The sequence below is a fragment of the Pusillimonas minor genome (assembly GCF_014237865.1).
GTDB lineage: Bacteria > Pseudomonadota > Gammaproteobacteria > Burkholderiales > Burkholderiaceae_B > Neopusillimonas > Neopusillimonas minor.
Genome location: NZ_JACJUU010000001.1, coordinates 345,242 through 367,843, shown reverse-complemented (window position 1 = coordinate 367,843; position 22,602 = coordinate 345,242). Strand labels below are relative to the sequence as shown.

At 57.1% G+C, this 22,602-nt stretch carries 23 protein-coding genes; 18 read left to right on the top strand and 5 right to left on the bottom strand.

Translation table 11 applies throughout. The annotated features are described in order from the left end of the window. Positions 1 to 5 precede the first annotated feature (5 nt). From GTU67_RS01920 to GTU67_RS01880, 9 genes are all read left to right on the top strand, one after another. Positions 6 to 494 (top strand): sigma-E factor negative regulatory protein, encoded by a 489-nt coding sequence (locus GTU67_RS01920; RefSeq protein ID WP_185778494.1) that lies wholly within the window; start codon positions 6 to 8, stop codon positions 492 to 494. An 8-nt stretch (positions 495 to 502) separates the two neighbouring features. Beyond that, positions 503 to 1,513 (top strand): MucB/RseB C-terminal domain-containing protein, encoded by a 1,011-nt coding sequence (locus GTU67_RS01915; RefSeq protein WP_185778493.1) that lies wholly within the window; start codon positions 503 to 505, stop codon positions 1,511 to 1,513. 26 nt (positions 1,514 to 1,539) lie between these two features. Further along, the gene (locus GTU67_RS01910) at positions 1,540 to 3,024 is read left to right on the top strand and encodes a Do family serine endopeptidase (RefSeq protein ID WP_430458989.1); all 1,485 of its coding nucleotides are present in this window, start codon (positions 1,540 to 1,542) and stop codon (positions 3,022 to 3,024) included. A gap of 118 nt (positions 3,025 to 3,142) precedes the next feature. Beyond that, on the top strand, positions 3,143 to 4,936 hold the full coding sequence (gene lepA, locus GTU67_RS01905; protein ID WP_185778643.1) for a translation elongation factor 4: 1,794 nt from the start codon (positions 3,143 to 3,145) through the stop codon (positions 4,934 to 4,936). Positions 4,937 to 4,958: 22 nt separating this feature from the next. Then, on the top strand, positions 4,959 to 5,846 hold the full coding sequence (gene lepB, locus GTU67_RS01900) for a signal peptidase I (protein WP_185778491.1): 888 nt from the start codon (positions 4,959 to 4,961) through the stop codon (positions 5,844 to 5,846). Then, positions 5,846 to 6,601 carry a ribonuclease III gene (rnc, locus tag GTU67_RS01895; RefSeq protein ID WP_185778490.1) on the top strand — a complete coding sequence of 252 codons (756 nt, stop codon included), beginning with the start codon at positions 5,846 to 5,848 and terminating at the stop codon, positions 6,599 to 6,601. Before lepB ends, rnc begins: the two co-directional genes overlap by 1 nt. Continuing rightward, on the top strand, positions 6,598 to 7,485 hold the full coding sequence (gene era / locus GTU67_RS01890; RefSeq protein ID WP_185778489.1) for a GTPase Era: 888 nt from the start codon (positions 6,598 to 6,600) through the stop codon (positions 7,483 to 7,485). Before rnc ends, era begins: the two co-directional genes overlap by 4 nt. Then, positions 7,478 to 8,065 carry a DNA repair protein RecO gene (recO, locus tag GTU67_RS01885; RefSeq protein WP_185778488.1) on the top strand — a complete coding sequence of 196 codons (588 nt, stop codon included), beginning with the start codon at positions 7,478 to 7,480 and terminating at the stop codon, positions 8,063 to 8,065. Before era ends, recO begins: the two co-directional genes overlap by 8 nt. Then, the gene (locus tag GTU67_RS01880; RefSeq protein WP_346726955.1) at positions 8,062 to 8,748 is read left to right on the top strand and encodes a PIN domain-containing protein; all 687 of its coding nucleotides are present in this window, start codon (positions 8,062 to 8,064) and stop codon (positions 8,746 to 8,748) included. Before recO ends, GTU67_RS01880 begins: the two co-directional genes overlap by 4 nt. On the opposite strand, the gene GTU67_RS01875 is transcribed toward GTU67_RS01880, so the two are convergent. The 3 genes from GTU67_RS01875 to GTU67_RS01865 form a co-directional block, all read right to left on the bottom strand. After that, entirely contained in the window at positions 8,659 to 9,363 is a 705-nt protein-coding gene (locus tag GTU67_RS01875; protein ID WP_185778487.1) for a Bax inhibitor-1/YccA family protein, read from the bottom strand. The two genes, GTU67_RS01880 and GTU67_RS01875, sit on opposite strands and share 90 nt — an antisense overlap. A 138-nt stretch (positions 9,364 to 9,501) precedes the next feature. Then, positions 9,502 to 9,957, bottom strand: coding sequence for a DNA polymerase III subunit chi (locus GTU67_RS01870; protein ID WP_185778486.1), 456 nt, complete (start codon positions 9,955 to 9,957; stop codon positions 9,502 to 9,504). Between the two features lie 8 nt (positions 9,958 to 9,965). After that, a complete protein-coding gene (locus tag GTU67_RS01865; protein ID WP_185778485.1) occupies positions 9,966 to 11,471 on the bottom strand; it encodes a leucyl aminopeptidase in 1,506 nt (501 codons plus the stop codon). Between the two features lie 54 nt (positions 11,472 to 11,525). On the opposite strand from GTU67_RS01865, the gene lptF reads away from it, so the two are divergent. The 3 genes from lptF to GTU67_RS01850 all read left to right on the top strand — a co-directional run bounded on the left by lptF (position 11,526) and on the right by GTU67_RS01850 (position 14,078). Next, positions 11,526 to 12,626, top strand: a complete 1,101-nt coding sequence (gene lptF / locus GTU67_RS01860; RefSeq protein WP_185778484.1) for an LPS export ABC transporter permease LptF — start codon at positions 11,526 to 11,528, stop codon at positions 12,624 to 12,626. Between the two features lie 84 nt (positions 12,627 to 12,710). Continuing rightward, the gene (locus GTU67_RS01855; protein ID WP_185778483.1) at positions 12,711 to 13,664 is read left to right on the top strand and encodes a CysB family HTH-type transcriptional regulator; all 954 of its coding nucleotides are present in this window, start codon (positions 12,711 to 12,713) and stop codon (positions 13,662 to 13,664) included. An 87-nt stretch (positions 13,665 to 13,751) separates the two neighbouring features. Continuing rightward, a complete protein-coding gene (locus tag GTU67_RS01850; RefSeq protein ID WP_185778482.1) occupies positions 13,752 to 14,078 on the top strand; it encodes a DUF2325 domain-containing protein in 327 nt (108 codons plus the stop codon). Positions 14,079 to 14,088: 10 nt separating this feature from the next. On the opposite strand, the gene GTU67_RS01845 is transcribed toward GTU67_RS01850, so the two are convergent. After that, the gene (locus GTU67_RS01845; protein ID WP_346726954.1) at positions 14,089 to 14,766 is read right to left on the bottom strand and encodes a C40 family peptidase; all 678 of its coding nucleotides are present in this window, start codon (positions 14,764 to 14,766) and stop codon (positions 14,089 to 14,091) included. A 115-nt stretch (positions 14,767 to 14,881) separates the two neighbouring features. On the opposite strand from GTU67_RS01845, the gene GTU67_RS01840 reads away from it, so the two are divergent. Genes GTU67_RS01840 through acs form a run of 3 tightly spaced genes read left to right on the top strand, consistent with a single transcriptional unit; the run spans position 14,882 to position 18,655 of the window. Continuing rightward, positions 14,882 to 15,289 (top strand): heme-binding protein, encoded by a 408-nt coding sequence (locus GTU67_RS01840; protein WP_185778481.1) that lies wholly within the window; start codon positions 14,882 to 14,884, stop codon positions 15,287 to 15,289. A 14-nt stretch (positions 15,290 to 15,303) separates the two neighbouring features. After that, positions 15,304 to 16,692 carry an MFS transporter gene (locus GTU67_RS01835; protein ID WP_185778480.1) on the top strand — a complete coding sequence of 463 codons (1,389 nt, stop codon included), beginning with the start codon at positions 15,304 to 15,306 and terminating at the stop codon, positions 16,690 to 16,692. After that, entirely contained in the window at positions 16,676 to 18,655 is a 1,980-nt protein-coding gene (acs, locus tag GTU67_RS01830; RefSeq protein ID WP_185778479.1) for an acetate--CoA ligase, read from the top strand. The genes GTU67_RS01835 and acs overlap by 17 nt, the downstream gene beginning before the upstream one ends. Before the next feature lie 209 nt (positions 18,656 to 18,864). Here acs and GTU67_RS01825 read toward each other — a convergent pair whose 3' ends face one another. Beyond that, positions 18,865 to 20,511: an electron transfer flavoprotein-ubiquinone oxidoreductase gene (locus tag GTU67_RS01825; RefSeq protein ID WP_185778478.1), complete on the bottom strand. Its 1,647-nt coding sequence runs from the start codon at positions 20,509 to 20,511 to the stop codon at positions 18,865 to 18,867. 164 nt (positions 20,512 to 20,675) lie between these two features. Here GTU67_RS01825 and GTU67_RS01820 point away from each other — a divergent pair, with 164 nt between their 5' ends. From GTU67_RS01820 to GTU67_RS01810, 3 genes are all read left to right on the top strand, one after another. Further along, on the top strand, positions 20,676 to 21,113 hold the full coding sequence (locus GTU67_RS01820; protein ID WP_185778477.1) for an acyl-CoA thioesterase: 438 nt from the start codon (positions 20,676 to 20,678) through the stop codon (positions 21,111 to 21,113). Between the two features lie 91 nt (positions 21,114 to 21,204). Beyond that, positions 21,205 to 21,909 (top strand): CoA transferase subunit A, encoded by a 705-nt coding sequence (locus GTU67_RS01815; protein ID WP_185778476.1) that lies wholly within the window; start codon positions 21,205 to 21,207, stop codon positions 21,907 to 21,909. A 2-nt stretch (positions 21,910 to 21,911) separates the two neighbouring features. Further along, on the top strand, positions 21,912 to 22,565 hold the full coding sequence (locus GTU67_RS01810; RefSeq protein ID WP_185778475.1) for a 3-oxoacid CoA-transferase subunit B: 654 nt from the start codon (positions 21,912 to 21,914) through the stop codon (positions 22,563 to 22,565). Positions 22,566 to 22,602: the final 37 nt, after the last annotated feature.

Here is a 22,602-nt window from a genome sequence, read left to right as displayed (position 1 = left end):
TGAATATGCAAGTTCAGACGCGCTCTGATAACGAAACAGTCTGGGAAGAAAGTATTTCGGCCTGGGTAGATGGCGACGGCGAAATCCGTCCCGAAGACCTTGACACCCCCTATGGCCGTCAAGTCTGGGATACCTACCACCTTATTGGCGACGTCATGCGCAGCAAAGAGCTTGCCGTGCAGCCGTCCGACCTGTTCTATGCGCGGCTGTCCAAGGCTATCGACGAAGAACCGCCTATTGTCGCGCCACGCCGTAAGGTGTCAGGCGCTCGCCTGGGCTTGTCCGGGTTTGCCGTGGCCGCTGCGGTTGCCACTGTCGTCTGGGTCGCCATGCCTTACCTCGTTGGTCAGCCGGGTACATCGGCGCCGGCCGGGCCGGTGCTGGCGTCTACCGACGACGGCAGCTTGGGCGACTACGTCGATGCGCACCGGCAGTTCGCAGGGGTAAACCCCATTCGTCAGGTGTCATTCGACGGGGGGGCGCTCTCCCGATGACTGCATGCATGATGCGATATTCTGTTCATTGGTTAAGGGTGTTTTCTGTAGTGCTGGCCGGTTTTTGCATGGCCGGCGTCGCCGGCGCCCAGTCAGTGCCGGCCAGTACCGACGAAGTCATCGCATTGCTCAAGCGGGCCCAAGAGGCTGCGCGGGCCACCGATTACGCCGGTGTGTTCACCTATCAAGAAAATGGCGCGATGCAATCGTCGCGTATCACGCATGTGGTCGACGGCACGGGCGAGCGCGAACGTCTCGAGGTGCTCGACGGCAAGCCGCGCGAGTTCATTCGCCATAACGACACCCTGTATTGTCTTATTCCCGAAAAGAAGCTGGTGTTGGTCGAAGAAGCGCGTACCGATCGGTTCCCGGGGATGTTCCTGGGTGATACCGGTCACCTGATGGGCCACTACAACTTCATGCGCGACACCCAACCCAGTCGGGTTGCCGGGCGCGAATGCACGGTTGTACACGTCAACCCCAAAACGCCCGATCGCTATGGCTATAAATTTTGCGTCGATCGTGAAACTAATTTATTGGTCAAGGCTCAAACGGTAAACGGCTTGACGATTGTCGATGACATTGCATTCACCATGCTGCAGGTCGGCGAAAAGGTCTCTCCCGAACACCTGCACTCTGCCTGGAATACAGGCAACTGGAAACAGGTAGAGATCGCCACGCATAGTATCGATGCGTCCCAGTTGGGGTGGCGGATCCACACGCCACCGGGCTTCCAGTTTGCCACCCAGATTTCCCGTCCCATGAAATCCGGCGAAGCAGTAAAGCATCTGGTGTTGTCCGATGGCCTGGCTGCAATTTCTGTCTTCATCGAACCGTTCGAAGCTGCACGCACCACACGCAGTCTGTCAAAGGGCGCACGTAAAAACGGGGCAATCAATGTTTTTGCTACCCGTATCGGCGATTACTGGCTGACGGCATTGGGTGCAGTACCCGTTGCCACTTTGCAGGCCGTCGCCGAGCAAACACAGTTTATTGCGCCGGCGGGCGGGCAACAATAAATCAAAACCTCAAAGGAGTCTCCATGATGCGTTCAACTACTGCCGACAGTTCGTTGAAGCGATTCGTGTTTGCCGCAGCAACCGCATGCGTTGTTGCATTTGCAGGCCATGCCGCTCAGGCGCAAGCGCAGGCACAATCCAGCGTGCCGGTCTTGTCTGTTCCCGATTTCACCGAGGTCGTGGCCAAGTCCGAAGGGTCGGTTGTCAACATTCGCACCACCGAAAACGTTTCGGTGCGTTCGTCGCCTATGGGCCCCGGCAACGACCCCTACGAAATGTTCCGTTGGTTTTTTGGCCCTGACTTCGTTCCGCCGGGGGGCGGCCGCCAGCGCAATGCGCCGGCGCCAACGCCCGATGGGCAGCAGCGCGAGGTTCCGCGCGGCGTGGGTTCCGGGTTCATTATTTCCCAAGACGGCTACATCCTGACCAACACGCACGTGGTTGAAGGCGCCAACGGTATTTTTGTGACCATGACCGATGGCAAAGAATACAAAGCAAAAATTGTCGGCACCGATGCGCGTACCGACGTTGCCCTGATCAAAATTGAAGCTGCCGGGTTAAAGCCCCTGCCTATCGGCGACTCTAAAACCTTGCGTAAGGGCCAGTGGGTATTGGCTATTGGCTCGCCGTTTGGCCTCGAGTCCACCGTAACATCAGGTATCGTCAGCGCGATTAATCGTGATACCGGCGACTATTTGCCCTTTATTCAAACCGACGTCGCCGTCAACCCGGGCAACTCGGGCGGGCCGCTGCTCGACCTGGCCGGCAATGTCGTTGGCATCAACTCTCAAATTGTGTCGCAAAGTGGCGGTTTCATGGGGATCTCCCTGGCCATTCCTATCGACGAGGCCATGCGCATTGTCGAGCAACTTAAAACCGACGGCAAAGTCACCCGCGGTCGCATCGGCGTACAAATCGGCCCGGTCGCCGAAGAGGTTGCCAAAGCCATTGGCCTGCCCAAGGCCGAAGGCGCGATGGTCAGTAACGTTGAAGAGGGTGGCCCCGCTGCCGAGGCCGGTGTACAGCCGGGCGACGTCATCACGCGTTTTGAATCCACGCCCATCACGCAGTGGTCTGACTTGCCCCGGGTTGTCGGTGGCACCAAGCCGGGTACACGCGCCAGCATGCAAGTATGGCGCAAGGGTAAAGAAGTCACGTTGCGTGTCAAGGTCGGCGAATTCGAAGCCGAGGCACCTGCCCCCGATCAGGCGGCTGCTACACCTGACGCGACAGCGGCCGATGCGCTGGGCCTGAAAGTGTCTGTCATTCCGCCCAATGTCAAAGAACGCGAGAAAGTGCGTACGGGTGTACTGGTGACCGAGGCCGGCGGCCCGGCTGCGGCTGCGGGCATCGCCCCGGGCGACATTATTCTTACCCTGAACGACGCCGACGTCAAAGACCCTGAACAGTTTGCCAAACTGGTCTCCGGGCTCGACAAGTCGCGTGCTGCTGCGTTGCTGGTTCAGCGCGGTGGGCAATCGCAGTGGGTGGTTGTGACTCCGGCAAAATAAAGCGCATAAAACAGCTAAAATGCGTTAGTGGTACCCAGAGGGGCGCAACATGCGCTCCTCTTTTACTTATTATTTCTTCAAACCTTTGCCCCAAGGCAACTTCACTTTCTGCTGGTTTATGGATCACATCCGCAACTTCTCAATTATCGCCCACATCGATCATGGCAAATCCACCCTGGCCGATCGCCTGATCCAGCGTTGCGGGGGTCTCCAAGACCGCGAAATGTCCCAGCAAGTACTCGACTCCATGGATATCGAGCGCGAGCGGGGGATCACCATCAAGGCGCAAACAGCGTCGTTGCAGTACAAGGCCCAAGATGGCAAGGTTTACGCCCTGAACCTCATCGACACCCCGGGTCACGTCGATTTTTCCTACGAAGTCAGCCGTTCGCTGTCGGCCTGCGAAGGTGCGCTGCTGGTGGTCGATGCGTCGCAGGGTGTCGAGGCGCAAACGGTGGCCAACTGCTATACAGCCATCGAGCTTGGCGTTGAGGTCTTGCCGGTTTTAAATAAAATGGATCTCCCCTCGGCCGACCCTGAATCCGCCCGCCAAGAGATCGAAGATGTGATTGGTATCGATGCCTCAGAGGCGGTATTGGCCAGCGCCAAAACCGGGGTGGGCATCGACGAAATTCTTGAAATGGTTGTGGCCAAGGTGCCGCCGCCAAAAGGCAATGCCTCCGAACCGCTCCAGGCGCTTATTGTCGATTCGTGGTTCGACAATTACGTGGGCGTGGTCATGCTGGTGCGTATCGTCAATGGGGTGCTGCGCCCGAAAGACAAAATTTTGCTTATGGCCAGTGGTGCTACCCACCTGTGCGAGCAGGTGGGTGTGTTTACGCCCAAGTCGCTGCCGCGCACCGAGCTCTCGGCCGGCGAAGTCGGCTTTGTCATTGCGGGCATCAAGCAACTCGAAGACGCCAAGGTGGGCGATACCGTCACGCTGGCCGGTCGTCCGGCCGCGTCGCCGTTGCCAGGTTTCAAAGAGGTCAAGCCCCAGGTTTTCGCCGGGCTTTATCCTGTCGAAAGCAGCGAGTACGATCAGTTGCGCGACTCTCTCGAAAAACTCAAGCTTAACGATTCGGCCCTGATGTTCGAGCCCGAAGTATCGCAAGCGCTGGGCTTTGGTTTCCGGTGCGGCTTTCTGGGCATGTTGCACATGGAAATCGTGCAAGAGCGCCTCGAACGCGAGTTCGATATGGACATCATTACCACCGCACCGTCGGTGGTTTACGAGGTCGAGCAACGAGACGGTTCGGTCACCATGATCGAAAGCCCGTCGCGCATGCCCGATGTCGGCAGTATTGCCGAAATCCGCGAGCCTATCGTCAAAGTCACTTTGTTCATGCCGCAAGATTACGTCGGCCCCGTCATGACGCTCTGCAACAACAAGCGCGGCATGCAGCTCGACATGACCTACCACGGTCGGCAAGTGCACCTGACATACGAAATCCCCTTGGCCGAAATCGTGCTCGATTTCTTCGATCGCCTTAAATCGGTATCACGTGGTTATGCCTCAATGGACTACGAGTTCAAAGAGTACCGGGCGTCCGATGTAGTGCGTGTCGACTTGCTTATCAACGGCGACCGGGTCGATGCCCTGTCCATGATGGTCCACCGCAGTAATGCACGTTATCGCGGGCGCGAAGTCTGCAGCAAAATGCGCGGCCTGATCCCACGGCAAATGTTCGATATCGCCATTCAGGCCGCTATTGGCTCCGAAATCATCGCCCGGGAAAGCGTCAAGGCGCTCCGTAAAAACGTGCTGGCAAAGTGCTACGGCGGCGACATCTCGCGTAAAAAGAAATTGCTCGAGAAGCAAAAGGCCGGCAAAAAACGAATGAAGCAGGTGGGCAACGTAGAAATCCCGCAAGAGGCCTTCCTGGCCATCCTTCAAGTCGAAGACAAATAATGAACGCAAGGGTAGCAGGTCAATGAACTGGGATTTCGCACTGATTTTATTTGTGTTGCTGGTGATTACCGGTGTGGTTTGGGCAACCGACTACTTCTATCTTCGCGCACGTCGTCGGCGTCGTGCCGAGGCCGAAATGGCGATATACGACGCCGCGCCCACCGGCGTGGGCTCCATCGAGGCCGCTCGCTTGCGCCAGGCCGCCTACGACAAAGCGCACCGGGTACCCTGGTTTATCGAGTACTGCGTCAGCTTCTTCCCGGTTATTCTGTTTGTGTTTGTGCTGCGTTCGTTCATTGTCGAACCGTTTCGCATCCCTTCCGGGTCGATGCTGCCAACATTGCAAAACGGCGATCTGATCCTGGTAAACAAGTACGAATACGGTGTTCGCCTGCCTGTCATCGACAAGAAGGTCATCGAGCTGGGTTCACCCCAACGAGGTGATGTCGTTGTTTTCCGGTATCCCGTAGACCCTGACATCGATTACATCAAGCGCGTGGTTGGCGTGGCCGGTGACGAGGTCGTATACCAGAACAAAACCTTGTTCATTAACGGGCAAGAAGTGCCGCTGGTCCGCGACGGCGACTACTACGAACCCGATCGTTCAGCTTATATCAGCCAGTTCATCGAAAAACTGGGTGCCAAAGAACATAAAATCCTGTTAAATAAACGGGCCTATCAAGATTTGTCCGCCATTTCCGATTATCCCTATCGCGACCAGTGCGGGTATTTTCCGGGTGGCATGCGCTGTGTGGTTCCCGAAGGGCATTACTTCATGATGGGGGATAACCGTGACAACAGTCTCGACAGCCGTTACTGGGGGTTTGTGCCCGACGAGAACATCGTGGGCCGGGCCTTTTTCATCTGGATGAATTTCGGCGATCTGGGTCGCATTGGCCGGTTTAACTGATGACATCTCTGGCTAACCTCGAATCGGCGCTGGGTTATCGTTTCAACGACCAGGCGTTTCTCGATCAGGCGCTGACGCATCGCAGCCATAACGCGCGCCACAACGAGCGCTTCGAATTCCTGGGTGATTCGGTGCTTAATTTTGTGGTGGCGGCCTTGCTTTTCGATCGCTTCCCCAAAGTCGACGAAGGCGACTTGTCGCGGTTGCGCGCCAATCTGGTCAAGCAGTCGTCGCTGGCTGAAATCGCACAATCATTGCATTTATCCAATTTCTTGCGTCTGGGCGAGGGCGAACTTAAAAGTGGCGGGTTCCGTCGGCCTTCCATACTGGCCGACGCCCTCGAAGCCATTTTTGGCGCGGTATTTCTCGATGGCGGTTTCGATGCCGCGCAATCGGTGGTGTCGCGGTTGTATGCGCCCTTGCTGGCCAAGGTCGACCCAAAAACATTGGGCAAAGATCCCAAAACCTTGCTTCAAGAGCTGTTGCAAGGGCGCAAGCTCGACTTGCCGCAATATACCGTTGTGGCCACGCGCGGTGCGGCACACAGCCAAATGTTCGACGTCGAATGTGCCGTTCCCAAGCTCGACCTCAAGGTTTCTGCGTCGGGCACCAGCCGTCGGGCGGCAGAACAGTTGGCCGCCACCGAAATCATTGCGCTTATCCAGGCCATGGGCCCGGCCAAAGGCGGCAGTCGGCGTGCTCGTAAAAATACACAATTGTCGTTGCCCGTCGCCGTACCACAGGAAAACAAATGAGCACACCTTTTCGTTGCGGCTTCGTCGCTATTGTCGGTCGCCCGAATGTCGGCAAGTCGACGCTGGCCAATGCCCTGATCGGCAGCAAAATTTCCATTGTCTCGCGCAAGGCGCAAACTACGCGTCACCGCATCAATGGTGTGTTAACGCGCGACCACGAGCAGTTCGTATTTGTCGACACGCCCGGTTTCCAGACACGTCATGGCGGCGCCATGAACCGGATGATGAACCGCGTGGTAACCCAGGCGCTTGCCGACGTCGATGTCGTGTTGCACGTGGTCGAAGCAGGCAAGTGGTCAGAAGGCGATGCACAGCTTCTGCCCTTATTGCCCAAGGGCAATAAAACCATTCTGGTCATCAGCAAAGTCGACAGCCTGAAAGACAAAAACGCCATGTTTGCGTTCGTCAGTAAGCTGACCGCCCAGTTCCCATACTCAGCCGTGGTGCCGGTCAGCGCGGTCAAGTCCGTTCAGCTCGATACCTTGCTCGACGAAATTGCCACGCGTCTGCCCGAGGGCGAGCCCATGTTTGAAGCCGACGCCCTGACCGACCGCCCGGTGCGTTTTATTGCGGCCGAACTGATTCGTGAAAAGATATTCCGCTTGGTGGGTGACGAATTGCCTTACGGTTGTACTGTCGTCATCGAGCAATGGGAAGAAGAGGGCCGCTCGGTCAAGGTGGCGGCCTGTATCGTCATCGAGCGTGAAAGTCATCGTCCTATCTTGCTGGGTGCAGGCGGCATGCACATGAAGCGTATCGCCACCGAGGCTCGTCAAGACATCGAAAAGCTGCTCGACAAACCCGTGTTCCTCGAAATCTACATCAAAGTGCGAAAGGGCTGGTCTGACCGCGAAGCCGCTCTGCGCGACCTGGGGTATGAGTAAGCGAAGTACGCGGGTCAACGAGACCGTAGCGTATTTATTGCACGCCGCACCGTGGCGTGAAACCTCTTTGCTAATACAGGTTTTTTCGCGTGATCACGGCCAGGTTGCCCTCGTGGCAAAGGGCGCTAAACGACCATATTCCACATTGCGTTCGGTGTTGTCGGGTTTTCAGCCGTTGTTGCTGTCCTGGACGGGGGCTGCCGAAGTCAAAACCCTTACGCGGGCAGAAACCTTGGGTATCCGACCATTGGCCGGTCGTGCTTTGATGTCGGCCTGGTACCTGAACGAGCTGGTGCTCAGGCTGTTGCCGCGCGAAGACCCGCACCCATTGCTTTACGATGCCTACGATGCTGCGCTGGTTCAGTTGGCCGCCGGTGGCGGCGCAGCTGCCGCTTTGCGTCGGTTCGAATGGGTGCTGTTGCAAGAAACGGGTTATGGCCTGGATGAATCTCCTCCCGATTTCAACGACCCGGCGCTTGAGCCCGAGTTGCGCAGAAGCCTGCGTGAACGGCTGGATGAATTGCTGTCAGGCAGGCCGTTGCGCACGCGAAAAGTACTGATGGAGCTGCAGCGACTGTGAATCTTTCTGCTTCAAATGTGTCGCCCGCTTTGGTCAAGCCTTTACCTGACATTATTGTCATCGACACGTGCGTACTCATTTCCAATGTCGTGCGTCGCTTGTTGCTTCGTCTGGTCGACAACGGGTTGTTCAGGCCAGCCTGGAGCCCCATCATTGGCGACGAGTGGCGTCGCAATGCAGCACGCTTATGGGACGCCAGCCCTGACGATATCCAGACGCAATGGGGCGACTTGCAAGTGGCGTATCCCGATGCCGATCAGGGTGACGTCAGCGAGTTTAAAGAGGGGTTAAAGCGTAGCGACCCTAAAGACTGGCATGTTGTGGCGGCAGCCCGTAAAGTGCGTGAGCGTATCGGCCCGGCCAGTATTGCCGTTGTGACACGCAACATCAAAGACTTTAACCGGGCCGAACTGAGGGGGCTGGGGTTGATGCTGCTTGACCCGGACGAACTGCTGACCCGATGCTGGCAGCAAAACGCCGACGTGGTGACGTCGGCGTTGCTGAAGATAGAAAGCGACTTCGAGGCGGTGGGCCGGGTGTCCGGCCCCATTGATGAAGTGCTTAAGCGCGAACGCTTGTTTAGATTAAAGCGGTTACTCGCGATCGCCGCCGAAAATACCCAACAGCATGAGCAGGTTGGCGAAAATGTTGTACAGGTCGAGGTAGACCGCCAGGGTGGCTGAAATGTAGTTGGTTTCGCCGCCACGAATAATACGTTGCAGGTCGACCAGCAGCAAAACCGAGAACAGCCCGATAGCCATGACTGAGATGGTGATGACTAGCGCGGGCAGCTGCAAAAAGATGTTGGCCAGCGAGGCGACCAGCAGCACGATGACCCCGATAAACAAGAATTTTTGCAGATGGGAGAGGTCGCGTTTGGTGGTGCTGGCCACCGAGGCCATGGCGCCGAACACCACGGCCGTACCGCCAAAGGCCAGCATAATAAGTTGTGCGCCGTTACCCATGCCCAATACAAAGCCAATAAGGCGCGACAGCATGAGCCCCATGAAGAAAGTAAAGGCCAGCAACAGGACAACACCCATGCTGTTGTTTTTGTTGCGCTCGATAAGGAACATGAGCCCGAAAGCGCCTACCAGGAGGAAGATGGCGCTCATGCCGGGGCTGGCCGCCATGACACTGTTGATGCCGGTGGTAAGGCCAACGAATGCCCCCAGTACGGTGGGGATTAATGACAGCGCCAGCAGCCAGTAGGTATTGCGCAATACGCGATTACGCACAACCTCGGCGGCTGCGCCGTATTGCTGCTCGGCGTATGAGGGTTGACGAAAGTCGCTCATGGTTGATCCTTTAAGGTAAACGGGTAAAACAATAACACCCCTTAGATTACTGACATATGGCTGAATAATCAAGCTGGAAGACAGCATCGTCGGGCCATTTTTGCTACGGCCGCGATGGTTTTGCGCGGCGTGGGTAAATCAGGATGCCGGTGCTGTGTTGGACACGTCGTGGGCAAAAAGTTCGTGGCCGTCTTGTTTGTAGGCCCGCCAGCGCTGTCGGGCCGCGGCGACTTCGGCGGGTTTATTGTCGATGACCTCGAGGATGCGAGGAAAATGGCCGGCCGTGGGCGGAATGTCGGCGTCGAGATTGATTAGCCAGACAGGTGCTTGCGCGTGCCCGGCATGCATGTCGGGCATGGGGGGCGTCGTTGTAAATATAACGGGCGTTTGCGGCGCGAGCGGGTCGGCCGCATCGACATGCGGTATGAACGCATCGGGCTCGAATGACCACAGCAGACGGTCGAATCGGCCCATAAGCTGGCTGTTTTGCGTATAAACCACCAGCGGCCGCCCGGCTGCGTAGTGCTTGCGCACGACCTCGCAGGCCATGCGCAAGCGGTCGGGGGCACCAAAGGCAAAGTCGACCCTGGACATCGCGGCCATCAAGCCTGGTTCAGCAGGAACTGAACCAGCAGCGGGACGGGGCGGCCCGAAGCGCCTTTGTCTTTGCCGCTGCGCCATGCCGTGCCGGCGATGTCGAGGTGGGCCCACTTGTAGGCCTTGGCAAAGCGTGACAAGAAGCATGCTGCCGTGACTGAACCGGCCGGCATGCCACCGATGTTGGCCATGTCGGCGAAATTGGATCGCAGTTGCTCTTGGTAGGCGTCGTCGAGCGGCATGCGCCAGGCAGGGTCGCCCGATTGCTTGCCGGCCGCCAGCAGCTGGTCGGCCAGGGCGTCGTCGGCCGAGAACAACCCGGTATTGACGTGGCCCAGGGCTACGACGCACGCGCCGGTAAGGGTGGCGATATCGACGACGGCGGCCGGCTTGAAGCGTTCGGCGTAGGTCAGGGCGTCGCACAAAATAAGACGGCCTTCGGCATCGGTGTTAAGGATTTCGATGGTTTGACCCGACATGCTGGTGACGACGTCGCCGGGTTTGTTGGCGCGCCCGCTGGGCAGGTTCTCGCAAGCGGGAATCAGGCCAACAACCGGTTGGCTGATACCCAGTTCGGCAACGGCCTGCATCGTGCCGACAACGCTTGCAGCACCGCACATGTCGTATTTCATTTCGTCCATGTTGGCGCCGGGCTTGATGGAAATGCCCCCGGAGTCGAAGGTGATACCCTTGCCGACCAGGACGACCGGCGCTTTGGCCTTGCCGCGTGCTTTAGGCGCTGCCGCCGGGGTGTACTTGATAACGATAAACACCGGGGGTTCGTCGGAGCCTTTGGCTACCGACAGGAATGAGCCCATGCCCAGTTCCTGGAGCTGCTTTAGCCCGAGGACTTCGACCTTAAGCGTTTTATGGGTTTTGGCCAATTTTTTGGCGGTATTGCCCAAATAGGTTGGCGTGCAGACATTGCCGGGCAAATCGCCCAGTGTGCGTGCCAGTTGCATACCGTTGGCCATGGCGCGGCCAGACTGCAGGCCGGTGTTGGCTTCGTCGGTTTCGGCGCGGGTGACCCAGGCGCTGATTTTTTTAAGTTTGGGTGCGGTTTTTTTAGAGGCTTTACCCAGCGTGGCATCGTACTGATACGTGGCTTGGCCCACGGCAACGGCCAACGCCTGCGCGCGTTGTTGCAATGTGCTGTCTTTGCAGTCGGTGCGGGCCAATGTCGATACGCCTTCGGCAAGTTGCGCCTGAACGCAGTATTTTGCAAAGGATTGTTCGGCGGCGGCGTGTGTTTTGGCGTTGTAGGCCTCTTGTTTGCCTAACCCGATTAAAATAACGCGTTGAGCACTGACGCCGGCCAGGTTTCGCAGCACCAGTTGGGTGCCGGCAGTACCCGGGAATTCGGCCTTGACGGCTTCACGGACGGCGCCGTTGCTGGCGTCGTCGATAATTTTTGCGGCGGCAGTCAGTTGTCCTTCGGCAAATACGCCAACGGCCAAGGCTGCGGTTTTCAGAGTATGAAGTGTTGTTGTGGTATTGGTACTGAATTCCATGGTGGTCTCGGTTAATGTCAGTAAAGTGCTACTGATTATCTCCCATTTTTCTTTATGTCTCTATTCAAACGCTCGGTAGTTTCCGAAATTCTCAGTCACGCAGGGGTTGTCTTCTCTACATTGCTTGTCGTGTGGCTTAGCGTGCTGCTGGTGCGTTTGCTGGGCGAGGCGGCCAACGGCAGTATCGGGGCCGATGTTGTTTTTGGTCTTGCCACGTTTTCAAGTATTACGGCATTGCCCGTCATTTTGTCGGTGTCGTTGTTTATTGCCGTACTCACCACGGTTACCCGAAATTTCCGCGAATCCGAAATGGTGGTGTGGTTCGCCAGCGGGTTGTCACTTAAAGACTGGGTGGGGCCGGTAATGCGTTGTGCCGTCCCGGCCGCGTTAATTATTGCGTTTCTTACCCTATTTGCCTCGCCTTGGGCCTATCGGCAAATTGCCGAGTACCGCCAACGCTACGAACAACGCTCCGACCTGTCCAAAGTCACGGCCGGCCAGTTCATCGAAACGCAGGGTGGTGCTAGGGTGTTTTTTGCCGAAGACCCCGTCAACGAAGGCGATGAACTGGGTAAAGTGGTTGCTCGTGTCATCGACGAACAATGGCTTAGCGTCGTTACCGCCGATAGCGCGCGTGTCGAGACCCAGGCCAATGGAGATCGTTTTCTGGTGCTTACCGAGGGACATCGCTACGATCTGAAACCTGGGCAGCCCGAGTTCCGTCTGCTTGATTTCGAACGCTATGGCTTTCGCCTTGAACGAAGCGCCGATGCGACAACGCCGGCTGCCATGCGCGAAATCGCAGAGCGGCAAATCAAGGCGCGGCCCACTGAACAGTTATTGCGCGACAACACCGAACATGCCAATTCGCAAATTATGTGGCGTCTGGCGCTACCGCTGGCGGCCCTTAACCTTGCACTGCTGGCCATACCGCTGGGCGCGGTTAACCCGCGGCTGGGGCGTTCGGGCGACATCCTTATTGCAGGCTTGGTTGGCCTGCTCTACATGAATCTAATCAATCTGTCGCGTGGCTGGATCGGTAACGGACAGCTCCATTTTTCTGTGGGTGTCTGGCTGGTTCATGCCGTATTTTTGGGGCTGATGGTGTTCATGATGTGGCGTAAGTTGCGCGTCAAGGCGCCCCGGAATAGCTAACTGTTACGTCATTGCTTATAGCCAAAAGCTATTTTAGAAAGGGTCTTTATTACATATAATTGTGTCTCAATATCGGGACACATCATGAACCTACAGCAATTTCGTTTCGTCCGCGAAACCATTCGTCGCAATTTCAACCTGACCGAAGCCGCTCGCGCGCTGTTCACCTCGCAACCGGGCGTGTCCAAGTCAATCATCGAATTCGAAGACGAGCTGGGTATCAAGATTTTTGAGCGTCACGGCAAGCGCATCAAGGGTTTGACCAAGCCCGGCACGGCGGTCGCGCAAGTCATCGAGCGCATCATGCGCGAGGTCGACAATCTTAAAAAAGTCAGCGATGAATTCGCCCAGCGCGATGAAGGCGGCCTGGTCATAGGTTGCACCCACGCCCAGGCGCGATACCTGTTACCTAAGGTGATTCCAGGCTTTCGTGAGCGGTTTCCCAAAGTCCGCGTGTCTTTGGCCGAAGGTAACCCGCCCACCTTGGCGCGCATGGTTTTGCACGAGCAGGCCGATCTGGCCATTGCGACCGAATCGCTGGCTCACACCCCTGGCCTGGCGGCCTTGCCTGTTTACGCCTGGGAGCACGTCCTGGTCCTTAAGCCCGAACATCCATTGGCCGAGCTCACATCCAGCCAGGCCCGTGAACTGTCGTTGGCGCATTTGGCGCAGTACCCGTTGGTAACCTACGATCGCCAGTTTTCCGGCCGCCGCGCTATCGACGAGGCTTTCGCGAATGCAGGCATTACGCCCGATATCGTGCTCGAAGCGATTGATGCCGATGTCATCAAAACCTATGTTGATGTTGGACTAGGGGTTGGCATTATCGCCGGCATGGCCTTTGATCCCCGCCGCGACAAGGGGTTGGTGGGTATTCCGGTGGGGCATTTGTTTGGCGAGCACGTGACGCGTGTCGCCATCAAGTCGGGTATTTTTCTGCGTGATTACGTTTATGTGTTTTTGCAGATGCTGTCCGAGAATCTGACACGAGACGTTGTCCAGGAAGCGATTGACCGAGAGTCGAACATTGATGCTTGATGTATCAAATAGGAATTATTCTCATTGACATATTAAATGATAATGATTATCGTTAAGCCGTTAAAACATTAACCGCGAGAGGAAATCATGTCAGGATCTGTCAATGCTGTTGTAGTGGGGGCCGACCGCCTGGGAAACATCCCCGACCTGCTGAAGGGGCATAACATAGCCATCATGCAGCACATTAGCGGCCGCCACAGCGCACATCAAAAGAAAACGCCGCAGCTTCCTTCGGGCACCCAGTTATTAATACTGTTAACTGATTTTTTGGGCCATAACGTCATGAAAACGTTTCGTGCAGCGGCACAGCGCGCCGGCATCAGGGTGGTCGCTTGTCGTCGCTCGGTATGCTGCATGAAACAGGCGCTAAGCCAGTGCGGGTACTGCGAGGCGTGCCCCGCACGCAAACCCTGACGCGTGTTTATTATTTATTCAGGGTAAGTGCGGTGGTCGCGTCGTCGAGTTGACCAGGGTCAAGGCGACGCGCGCCGTTGTAGCGTTTTTTCCAGTAGGCCATGTCCATGTTTTCGATGCGTACCACCGAGCCGGCGCGCGGCGCATGAACAAACTGCTGGTTGCCCAGATAAATACCTACATGCGAGAAGCGGTGACCTAAAGTGTTGAAGAACACCAGGTCGCCTTTTTTAAGTTCGGACTTGTTGACGGCCGTGCCCAAGCGCGCAATTTCGGCCGAGCGGCGAGGCAGTTTAAGGCCTAGTGATTTTTCGGCCGCATAAATAACCAGCCCGCTGCAGTCGAACCCCGTGCTAGGCGCGTCGCCGCCAAAAGAATATTTAACGCCCAGATGCTGCAGTGCCGTCGAAGCCATGGCCCGTGGGCCTGCCGCGGGTTGGTCGTAATCTGGATTATTACTGCGGCTCAGGCCGTAGTCGTTTTGTGCCAGGTAAGCGCCGAGGGGGTCGGCGGTGGCTTGTGCCTGATAGGTGCCGCGAAGCGATGTGCCGGCGTTGCTTTGCTGGCCCGTGGTGGCGCAGCCGGCCAACAGCCCGGCCATGATGGCGGCGCATAAAGCCCCACCGAACCGGCGGGGCAAAAATGAATTAAAGATACGGTGTGCGGGTGTAATCGATATGGATGTCATGGGCAGGAACGGGCCGCGGATGCCCGGACATTTTTTCGCGTGCCCGAGTTTAACTAATCTGCCCGTTCAGGTAAAGTCTGGGTTTTGTAACTTCCACGAGATTCAGAGTCAGATCATGAAAACAAAACCCGTTTTAAGCGCAGAAGACGTCAAAGCCATTTTGGCCGCCGCTGAAAAGCATGCCGTCGAGAACCAGTGGGCGGTGTCGATCGCCGTGGTGGACGATGGCGGGCACCTGCTGGGTTTGCTTCGGCTTGACAATGCTGCCCCCATTACAGCCCACATGGCGCCGGCCAAAGCCAACGCAGCCGCGTTGGGTCGTCGCGAGTCAAAAGTTTACGAAGACATCATCAACCAGGGCCGTATGTCTTTCCTGACGGCGCCTGTGCTCGAAGGCCTGCTAGAGGGCGGCGTGCCTATTATTGTTGACGGACAAGTCGTAGGCGCCGTTGCCGCCGCCGGCGTCAAATCCAGCGACGACGCGGCTATTGCCCGTGCCGGCATTGCCGCAGTTACGGCATAAACCGGCGTTAGTCTATGTCGGCACCAGACGCAGTCGGGCCTGGTTCAGCACAACCCCCCGCCCATCGGGGGTTGTCGGGCGCGTTGGCCCCCGGGGTCAAGCGTCGCGAGTTCTGGAGCTGGGCCTTTTATGATTTTGCCAACTCCGGTTACACGACCGTTGTACTGACTACGGTTTTCAACACTTATTTTGTCGGGGTCGTCGCCGCAGGTAAAGACTGGGGTACGCTGGCGCTCACCTCTGCGTTGTCGTTGTCTTATTTGCTGGTGATGTTCACGATGCCTTCGCTGGGCACCTATGCCGACGCGCACAGGCGCAAGCGCAGGGTGTTGTTCTTAAGTACGGCGGGTTGTGTACTGGCGACGTGTTTGCTGGCCGGCATCGGGCCAGGCATGGTGCTGGCGGGTCTGCTGGTGCTGGCTGTTTCAAACTACTGTTATTGCGTCGGCGAATCGGTCATTGCTGCATTTTTGCCCGAAATCGCGCGCCCGGGCAGTCTGGGAAGGGTCTCGGGCTGGGGCTGGGGTTTTGGTTATTTTGGCGGCATGCTGGCGCTTGGGCTGTCGTTGTTGCTGGTATCGGTTTTATCTGGAAAGGGTTACGAGGCGCCGGTCTATGTGCCCTGGGTCATGCTCCTGACGGCTGTATTGTTTGGTCTGTCAGCCATTCCTTCATTTGTCTTTTTGCAAGAACGCTCGGCGCCCAGTCATCGGCAGCGTGTTTCGCCGTTGCGTCATCTGGCGCGCGCCTGGAAAGAGGTCAGCCATTTTTTCCCTGATTTTCGCCTATTGCTGTTGTGCGGCGCGTTTTACCAGGCAGGGATTGCGGTGGTCATCACCCTTGCAGCGGTTTATGCCACCGAGGCCATGGGCTTTGGCATGGCGCAGACCATGGCGCTGGTTTTTGTCGTCAATATTGCGGCGGCCGCCGGGGCCTTGCTGTTTGGTCACTTTCAAGACCGGGTCGGCCATAAACCTGCCTTGGCCATTACCCTCGTGGGCTGGATGGTCATGGTCATTGTGGCTTATCTGGCCGTCGATGTCCGCGTGTTCTGGGTGGCTGCCGTGCTTGCCGGTTTGTGCATGGGTACCAGTCAAAGCGCAGGCCGGGCCATGGTGGGGGCGCTCGCGCCATCTGGTCGTCTGGCCGAGTTCTATGCCTTATGGACGTTTGCCATTCAGCTGGCGGCTGTTGTCGGCCCGTTCAGCTATGGGCTGGTTACCTGGCTAACCAGTGGCAATCATCGCCAGGCGCTGCTGTTTACGGGTTTGTTTTTTATCGTCGGTTTTGTCATATTGATGCGTATCAATTTTGCGCGCGGCGTTCAGGTGAGCGATACTTATCGCGAATTGGGTCATCCAGACGAACAAGAAGGAGTCAACCATCGTGTCCACACAAATTAAGTCAGTGCTGGTAGAAAACCGGGTGTTTCCCGCCTTTCCCGAGCTTGTCAAAACAGCAAATATTGCCGGGATGGAAGCCTACAAGGCCCTCGTCGCCGAGGCGCAAGCTTCCCCCGAGGGTTTCTGGGGGCGGTTGGCCAAAGAGAACTTGAACTGGACAACGCCTTTTACACAAGTGCTCGACGAATCGAACCCGCCGTTTTACAAATGGTTCGGCGATGGCGAGCTTAACGTCTCCGAGAACTGTCTTGACCGTCATTTGGGTACGCCGACCGAGCACAAAACCGCCATTATTTTTGAAGCCGACAACGGCGATGTCACGCAAGTCACGTATCGCGAGCTTTACAACCGCGTGTGCGAGTTTGCCAACGGCCTGAAGGCGCTGGGGTACAAAAAGGGCGATCGCGCCATTATTTATCTGCCCATGTCCATCGAAGCCGTCGTGGCCATGCATGTCTGCGTACGCTTGGGTATTACGCACTCGGTGGTGTTCGGCGGTTTTTCGTCAAAAAGCATCCACGAACGCCTGGTCGATGTTGGCGCCTCGCTCGTCATTACCGCCGACGAACAAATGCGCGGCGGCAAGGCAATCACGCTTAAACCTGCGGTTGACGAAGCCATTTCTATGGGGGGCTGCGAGGCGGTACGCCATGTGGTCGTGTACAAGCGCACAGGCGGCGCGGTTAATTGGACAGAAGGGCGTGACCTCTGGATGCACGATGTTGCCAAAGGCCAGTCGGCCGATTGCCCCGCCGTGCCCGTTAATGCCGAACACCCCTTGTTTATTCTTTACACCTCGGGTTCTACAGGCAAGCCCAAAGGGGTGCAACATTCGTCGGCCGGTTATTTGCTGTGGGCCATGCTTACGGTCAAGTGGGCGTTCGATGCCAAGCCGTCCGACGTCTACTGGTGTACGGCCGACGTGGGCTGGATTACCGGCCATACCTACATTGCCTATGGGCCATTGGCCAATGGCCTGACCCAAGTCATGTTCGAAGGCGTGCCCACTTACCCCAATGCCGGGCGTTTCTGGGAAATGATTCAGCGTCATAAAGTCACGGTTTTCTATACCGCGCCTACGGCGATTCGCTCACTGACCAAAGCGTCCGAGGCCCAGCCCGACGTCCACCCCCGCAAGTACGACCTTAGCTCATTGCGTCTTATCGGTTCGGTGGGCGAGCCCATCAACCCCGAAGCCTGGATGTGGTACTTCAAAGAAGTGGGGGGTGAGCGCTGCCCGGTTCTGGACACCTGGTGGCAAACCGAAACCGGCGGCCACATGATTACGCCTTTGCCCGGTGTGACACCGCTCAAGCCCGGTTCGTGCACCCTGCCTCTGCCGGGTATCGAAGCCGCCATCGTCGATGAAGCAGGCGGCGATGTTGAAAACGGCATGGGCGGGTTCCTGGTCGTCAAGCGGCCATGGCCGGCCATGATTCGCAACATCTGGGGCGACCCCGAACGTTTCAAGAAAAGTTATTTTCCGCCCGAGCTCAAAGGCTATTACCTGGCCGGCGACGGCGCCCAGCGCGATGCCGACGGCTATTTCTGGATTATGGGCCGTGTCGACGATGTACTGAACGTGTCGGGCCACCGTTTGGGCACCATGGAAGTCGAGTCGGCACTGGTCTCGCACCCGCTGGTGGCCGAGGCCGCTGTGGTCGGGCGCCCCGACGACACGACAGGCGAAGCCATTGTGGCGTTTGTGGTGCTTAAACGCGACTTGCCCGAAGGCGACGAAGCCGTGCAGGTGGCCAAGCAACTGCGCGACTGGGTGGCCAAAGAAATCGGCCCGATTGCCAAGCCCAAAGACATCCGTTTTGGTGAGAACCTGCCTAAAACGCGTTCGGGCAAAATCATGCGCCGGCTATTGCGTATTGTGGCCAAGGGCGAAGAGGTTACCCAAGATGTCTCGACACTCGAGAACCCGGCCATTCTTACCCAGTTGTCAAAATCGGTGTAACGGCGTTTGCGTCTTGTTATGCGGCCTGTGGCCGCATAACAAAACCTCCGCGCATCACAAAAACAAAAACCTGCCATTACTCAGCCGATTGCTTGACCGATAAAAAATAAACCCCGCTGCAAAAACAGCGGGGTTTATTTTTAGCCTGGGACAGCCTTTTACAAAGGCTGATTTTTATAGCGACAGAAGGGCGAAGAACGCCGGCGGTATTACATGCCGTTGTAAACCGGCCCTTCGCCCCCTTGCGGGGTGACCCACACAATGTTTTGTGTCGGGTCTTTGATGTCGCAGGTTTTGCAATGAATGCAGTTTTGCGCATTGATTTGCAAGCGATCGCTGCCACTGTCGTCTTTAATAAACTCGTAAACCCCGGCAGGGCAAAAACGCGCTTCGGGCCCACCGTATTTGGCCAGGTTGACCGACACCGGTACCGACGCGTCTTTTAACGTAAGGTGAACGGGCTCGTCTTCCTCGTGGTTGGTGTTTGAAATAAACACCGAACTGAGACGGTCGAAGGTCAGCTTGCCATCGGGTTTGGGGTAATCGATACGCGCGCATTCGGCCGCAGGTTGCAGACAGGCGTGGTCGGGCTTGTTATTGCGCAGTGTCCAGGGCATTTTGCCTTTTAACAGCAGCTGTTCGATGCCGGTCATGACGGTACCCACGGTACGGCCTTTTTTGAACCATTGCTTGAAGTTGCGGGCCTTGTTCAGCTCGTCGTGCAACCAAGAGGCTTCGAATGCCGTGGTGTAGGCGGTGAGTTCGTCGTGGCTGCGGCCGGCCATAATGGCTTGTACCGCGGCTTCGGCCGCCAGAGCGCCGGTTTTGATGGCGGCGTGGCTGCCCTTGATGCGCGACGCATTAAGAAAGCCGGCTTCACAGCCCACCATGGCCCCACCGGGGAATACAAACTTGGGCAAAGACAACAACCCGCCAGCGGTAAGAGACCGCGCACCATAGGCGATACGCTTGCCGCCCTCGAAGATGGGGCGGATGGCCGGGTGGGTTTTGTAGCGCTGGAATTCTTCGAAGGGCGACAGCCATGGGTTGGCGTAATCGAGCCCGACAACCAGGCCTACCACGACAATATTGTCTTTCAGGTGATACAGGAACGAGCCGCCGTAGGTGTCGGCGTCGAGCGGCCAGCCGGCTGTGTGCATGACCAGACCGGGGCGCGATTGCGCCGGGTCGACTTCCCACATTTCTTTGATGCCGATAGCATAACTTTGGCTGTTGCGGCCCTGGTCGAGTTTGAAACGCTCGATGAGCTGGCGGCCCAGGTGGCCGCGCGACCCTTCAGCAAACAGGGTGTAGCGGGCGTGGAGTTCCATGCCGGGCTGGTAATTGGGGGTGTGCGAGCCGTCGCGCGCCACGCCCATGTCGCCGGTGGCAACGCCCTTGATGGCACCATCGTCGGTGTAGAGGATTTCGGCAGCGGCAAACCCGGGGAAAATCTCGACACCTAAAGCTTCGGCCTGTTCGCCCAGCCACTGGGTGACCTCGCCAAGCCGCACAATGTAATTGCCGTGGTTCTGGAAGCACTCGGGCAGCATCCAGGCCGGGGTAGAGCGCGAACCGCTTTGGGTAAGGAAGAGGAACTTGTCTTCGGTGACCGGGGTGTTCAGCGGCGCGCCTTTTTCTTTCCAGTCGGGGATCAGCTCGGTCAGGGCTTTTGGGTCCATGACGGCGCCGGACAAGATATGGGCGCCAACTTCAGCGCCTTTTTCCAGGACACAGACACTGATTTCCTGGTCTTTTTCGGCGGCTAGCTGTTTGATACGTATCGCGGCTGATAGCCCGGCGGGGCCGGCGCCAACCACCACGACATCGTATTCCATTGATTCGCGTTCAGTCATGGATGTAATTCTCCGTGTTGAATTATTCTGTTGTATGTGGGGATTGTAGTGCAGCTCGCGTCAGCCGTTCCAGCCTTGTACTGTTATCCTCTTGCGGGGGCGCGGTCCGTATGCCGGCTTGAGCGCTTTTTAAATAAACAGCAGCTTCGTCAAAAAAATTAACTATGTCAGAAGAAACAAGTGTTTGTCCCTTGAAGGTAGGTGGCGTGTTCCGGTGTGTCATGCCGGTGCGTTGGGGCGATATGGACGCCGTCGGGCACGTCAACAACACGCTGTATTTCAAGTATGTCGAAGAGGCTCGCGCCCAGTGCTTCGAAGCCGAGCAGGTCTATTTTCCGCAGGGCCGCGTACCGTTGCTGGCGCACGCATCATTCGATTTCCTGAAGTCTGTGGTTTACCCGGCCACGGTGGTTGTGCTCATGACCGTGACCCGAATCGGTCGATCCAGCCTGACTTTCGATGTCACCATCGAGGTTGATGGCGAGCCGGGCGTGCCATACGCCAAGGGCAAAAATGTGGTGGTGGTGGCCGACCGCGAAACCGGGCAATCGTCGCCCTGGACGGCTTTCGAGCTTGAGCGACTGGCACGATTTTTTGTTTAGCTGTGTCGGCTAAAGTATAGTTTGCAGTGGCCCTGGCCGGGTTGATGCCGGTATTGGCCGCGACGTTTTTAACACTCAGGGTGGAGCATTAATGAACAAAGTGTATGCAAGTGCCGCAGAAGCACTGAAGGGCATTGTGGCCGACAATCAAATGATTGGCGTCGGTGGTTTCGGGCTTTGCGGTATTCCCGAAGCCCTGATCGCTGCGCTGCGCGATTCGGGGGTTCAGAACCTGACCTGCGTCAGCAACAATGCGGGGGTCGATGGCTTTGGCCTGGGGCAGTTGCTCGAGACCCGTCAAATCAAGAAAATGATTTCGTCTTATGTGGGCGAAAACAAAGAGTTCGAGCGTCAATATCTGGCCGGCGAGCTGGCACTCGAATTCACACCACAGGGTACGCTGGCCGAAAAGCTGCGTGCCGGCGGGGCCGGTATTCCGGCGTTTTATACGCGCACCGGGGTAGGCACGCTGGTGGCCGAAGGCAAAGAAGAGCGCGAGTTCGATGGCGAGCGCTATATTCTCGAACGGGCGCTCAAACCCGATGTGTGTCTGGTGAAAGCCTATATGGCCGATCGCAGCGGGAATCTGGTCTTCCGGAAAACCGCGCGTAATTTCAACCCCGATGTCGCCATGGCCGGGAAAGTCACGGTTGTTGAAGTTGAGAAACTGGTTGAGATCGGTGATATCAACCCCGATGACGTCCACTTGCCCGGTATTTACGTACACCGCATTGTGCTGAACACCAGCCCCGAAAAACGCATCGAAAAACGCACCGTACGTAACGCAGGAGAATAACCATGGCATGGAATCGTGACGAAATGGCCGCACGTGCGGCAAAAGAGCTTCAAGACGGCTTTTACGTGAACCTGGGCATTGGTTTGCCGACCTTGGTGGCCAATTACGTGCCACCGGGCGTCGAAGTCTGGCTGCAGTCCGAAAACGGTTTGCTGGGCATTGGCCCCTTCCCCGAAGAAAGCGAGGTGGATGCCGACATGATCAACGCCGGCAAACAAACCGTAACCACGTTGCCGGGGTCGTCAATTTTTTCTTCGTCTGAATCGTTCGCCATGATCCGGGGCGGCAAGATCAACCTAGCTATTCTGGGGGCCATGCAGGTGTCCGAAAAGGGCGATCTGGCCAACTGGATGATCCCCGGCAAAATGATCAAGGGGATGGGCGGAGCCATGGACCTGGTTGCGGGCGTGAGCCGTGTGGTGGTTTTAATGGAACATGTGGCGCGCAAAAAAGACGGCACCGAAGACCTGAAGCTGTTGCCCGAGTGCACACTGCCGCTGACCGGCGTTGGCGTGGTCAATGTCATCATTACCGACCTTGGGGTGATGGAAGTGACCCAGACCGGGCTTAAACTGACCGAAATGGCACCCGGTGTCACGGTTGACGAAATTCGGGCCAAAACAGCGGCCAAAATCGATGTATCGGCGTTTGCCTGAACCTTTCGGTTTAAACGCGGCTTGTCCTGGTTAACGG

Bases quoted from the DNA above. Each gene is read 5' to 3' on its own strand.
- GTU67_RS01920 (WP_185778494.1), top strand. From the start codon at position 6: ATGCAAGTTCAGACGCGCTCTGATAACGAAACAGTCTGGGAAGAAAGT.
- GTU67_RS01915 (WP_185778493.1), top strand. From the start codon at position 503: ATGATGCGATATTCTGTTCATTGGTTAAGGGTGTTTTCTGTAGTGCTG.
- GTU67_RS01910 (WP_430458989.1), top strand. From the start codon at position 1,540: ATGCGTTCAACTACTGCCGACAGTTCGTTGAAGCGATTCGTGTTTGCC.
- lepA (WP_185778643.1), top strand. From the start codon at position 3,143: ATGGATCACATCCGCAACTTCTCAATTATCGCCCACATCGATCATGGC.
- lepB (WP_185778491.1), top strand. From the start codon at position 4,959: ATGAACTGGGATTTCGCACTGATTTTATTTGTGTTGCTGGTGATTACC.
- rnc (WP_185778490.1), top strand. From the start codon at position 5,846: ATGACATCTCTGGCTAACCTCGAATCGGCGCTGGGTTATCGTTTCAAC.
- era (WP_185778489.1), top strand. From the start codon at position 6,598: ATGAGCACACCTTTTCGTTGCGGCTTCGTCGCTATTGTCGGTCGCCCG.
- recO (WP_185778488.1), top strand. From the start codon at position 7,478: ATGAGTAAGCGAAGTACGCGGGTCAACGAGACCGTAGCGTATTTATTG.
- GTU67_RS01875 (WP_185778487.1), bottom strand. From the start codon at position 9,363: ATGAGCGACTTTCGTCAACCCTCATACGCCGAGCAGCAATACGGCGCA.
- GTU67_RS01870 (WP_185778486.1), bottom strand. From the start codon at position 9,957: ATGTCCAGGGTCGACTTTGCCTTTGGTGCCCCCGACCGCTTGCGCATG.
- GTU67_RS01865 (WP_185778485.1), bottom strand. From the start codon at position 11,471: ATGGAATTCAGTACCAATACCACAACAACACTTCATACTCTGAAAACC.
- lptF (WP_185778484.1), top strand. From the start codon at position 11,526: ATGTCTCTATTCAAACGCTCGGTAGTTTCCGAAATTCTCAGTCACGCA.
- GTU67_RS01855 (WP_185778483.1), top strand. From the start codon at position 12,711: ATGAACCTACAGCAATTTCGTTTCGTCCGCGAAACCATTCGTCGCAAT.
- GTU67_RS01850 (WP_185778482.1), top strand. From the start codon at position 13,752: ATGTCAGGATCTGTCAATGCTGTTGTAGTGGGGGCCGACCGCCTGGGA.
- GTU67_RS01845 (WP_346726954.1), bottom strand. From the start codon at position 14,766: ATGACATCCATATCGATTACACCCGCACACCGTATCTTTAATTCATTT.
- GTU67_RS01840 (WP_185778481.1), top strand. From the start codon at position 14,882: ATGAAAACAAAACCCGTTTTAAGCGCAGAAGACGTCAAAGCCATTTTG.
- GTU67_RS01835 (WP_185778480.1), top strand. From the start codon at position 15,304: ATGTCGGCACCAGACGCAGTCGGGCCTGGTTCAGCACAACCCCCCGCC.
- GTU67_RS01825 (WP_185778478.1), bottom strand. From the start codon at position 20,511: ATGACTGAACGCGAATCAATGGAATACGATGTCGTGGTGGTTGGCGCC.
- GTU67_RS01820 (WP_185778477.1), top strand. From the start codon at position 20,676: ATGTCAGAAGAAACAAGTGTTTGTCCCTTGAAGGTAGGTGGCGTGTTC.
- GTU67_RS01815 (WP_185778476.1), top strand. From the start codon at position 21,205: ATGAACAAAGTGTATGCAAGTGCCGCAGAAGCACTGAAGGGCATTGTG.
- GTU67_RS01810 (WP_185778475.1), top strand. From the start codon at position 21,912: ATGGCATGGAATCGTGACGAAATGGCCGCACGTGCGGCAAAAGAGCTT.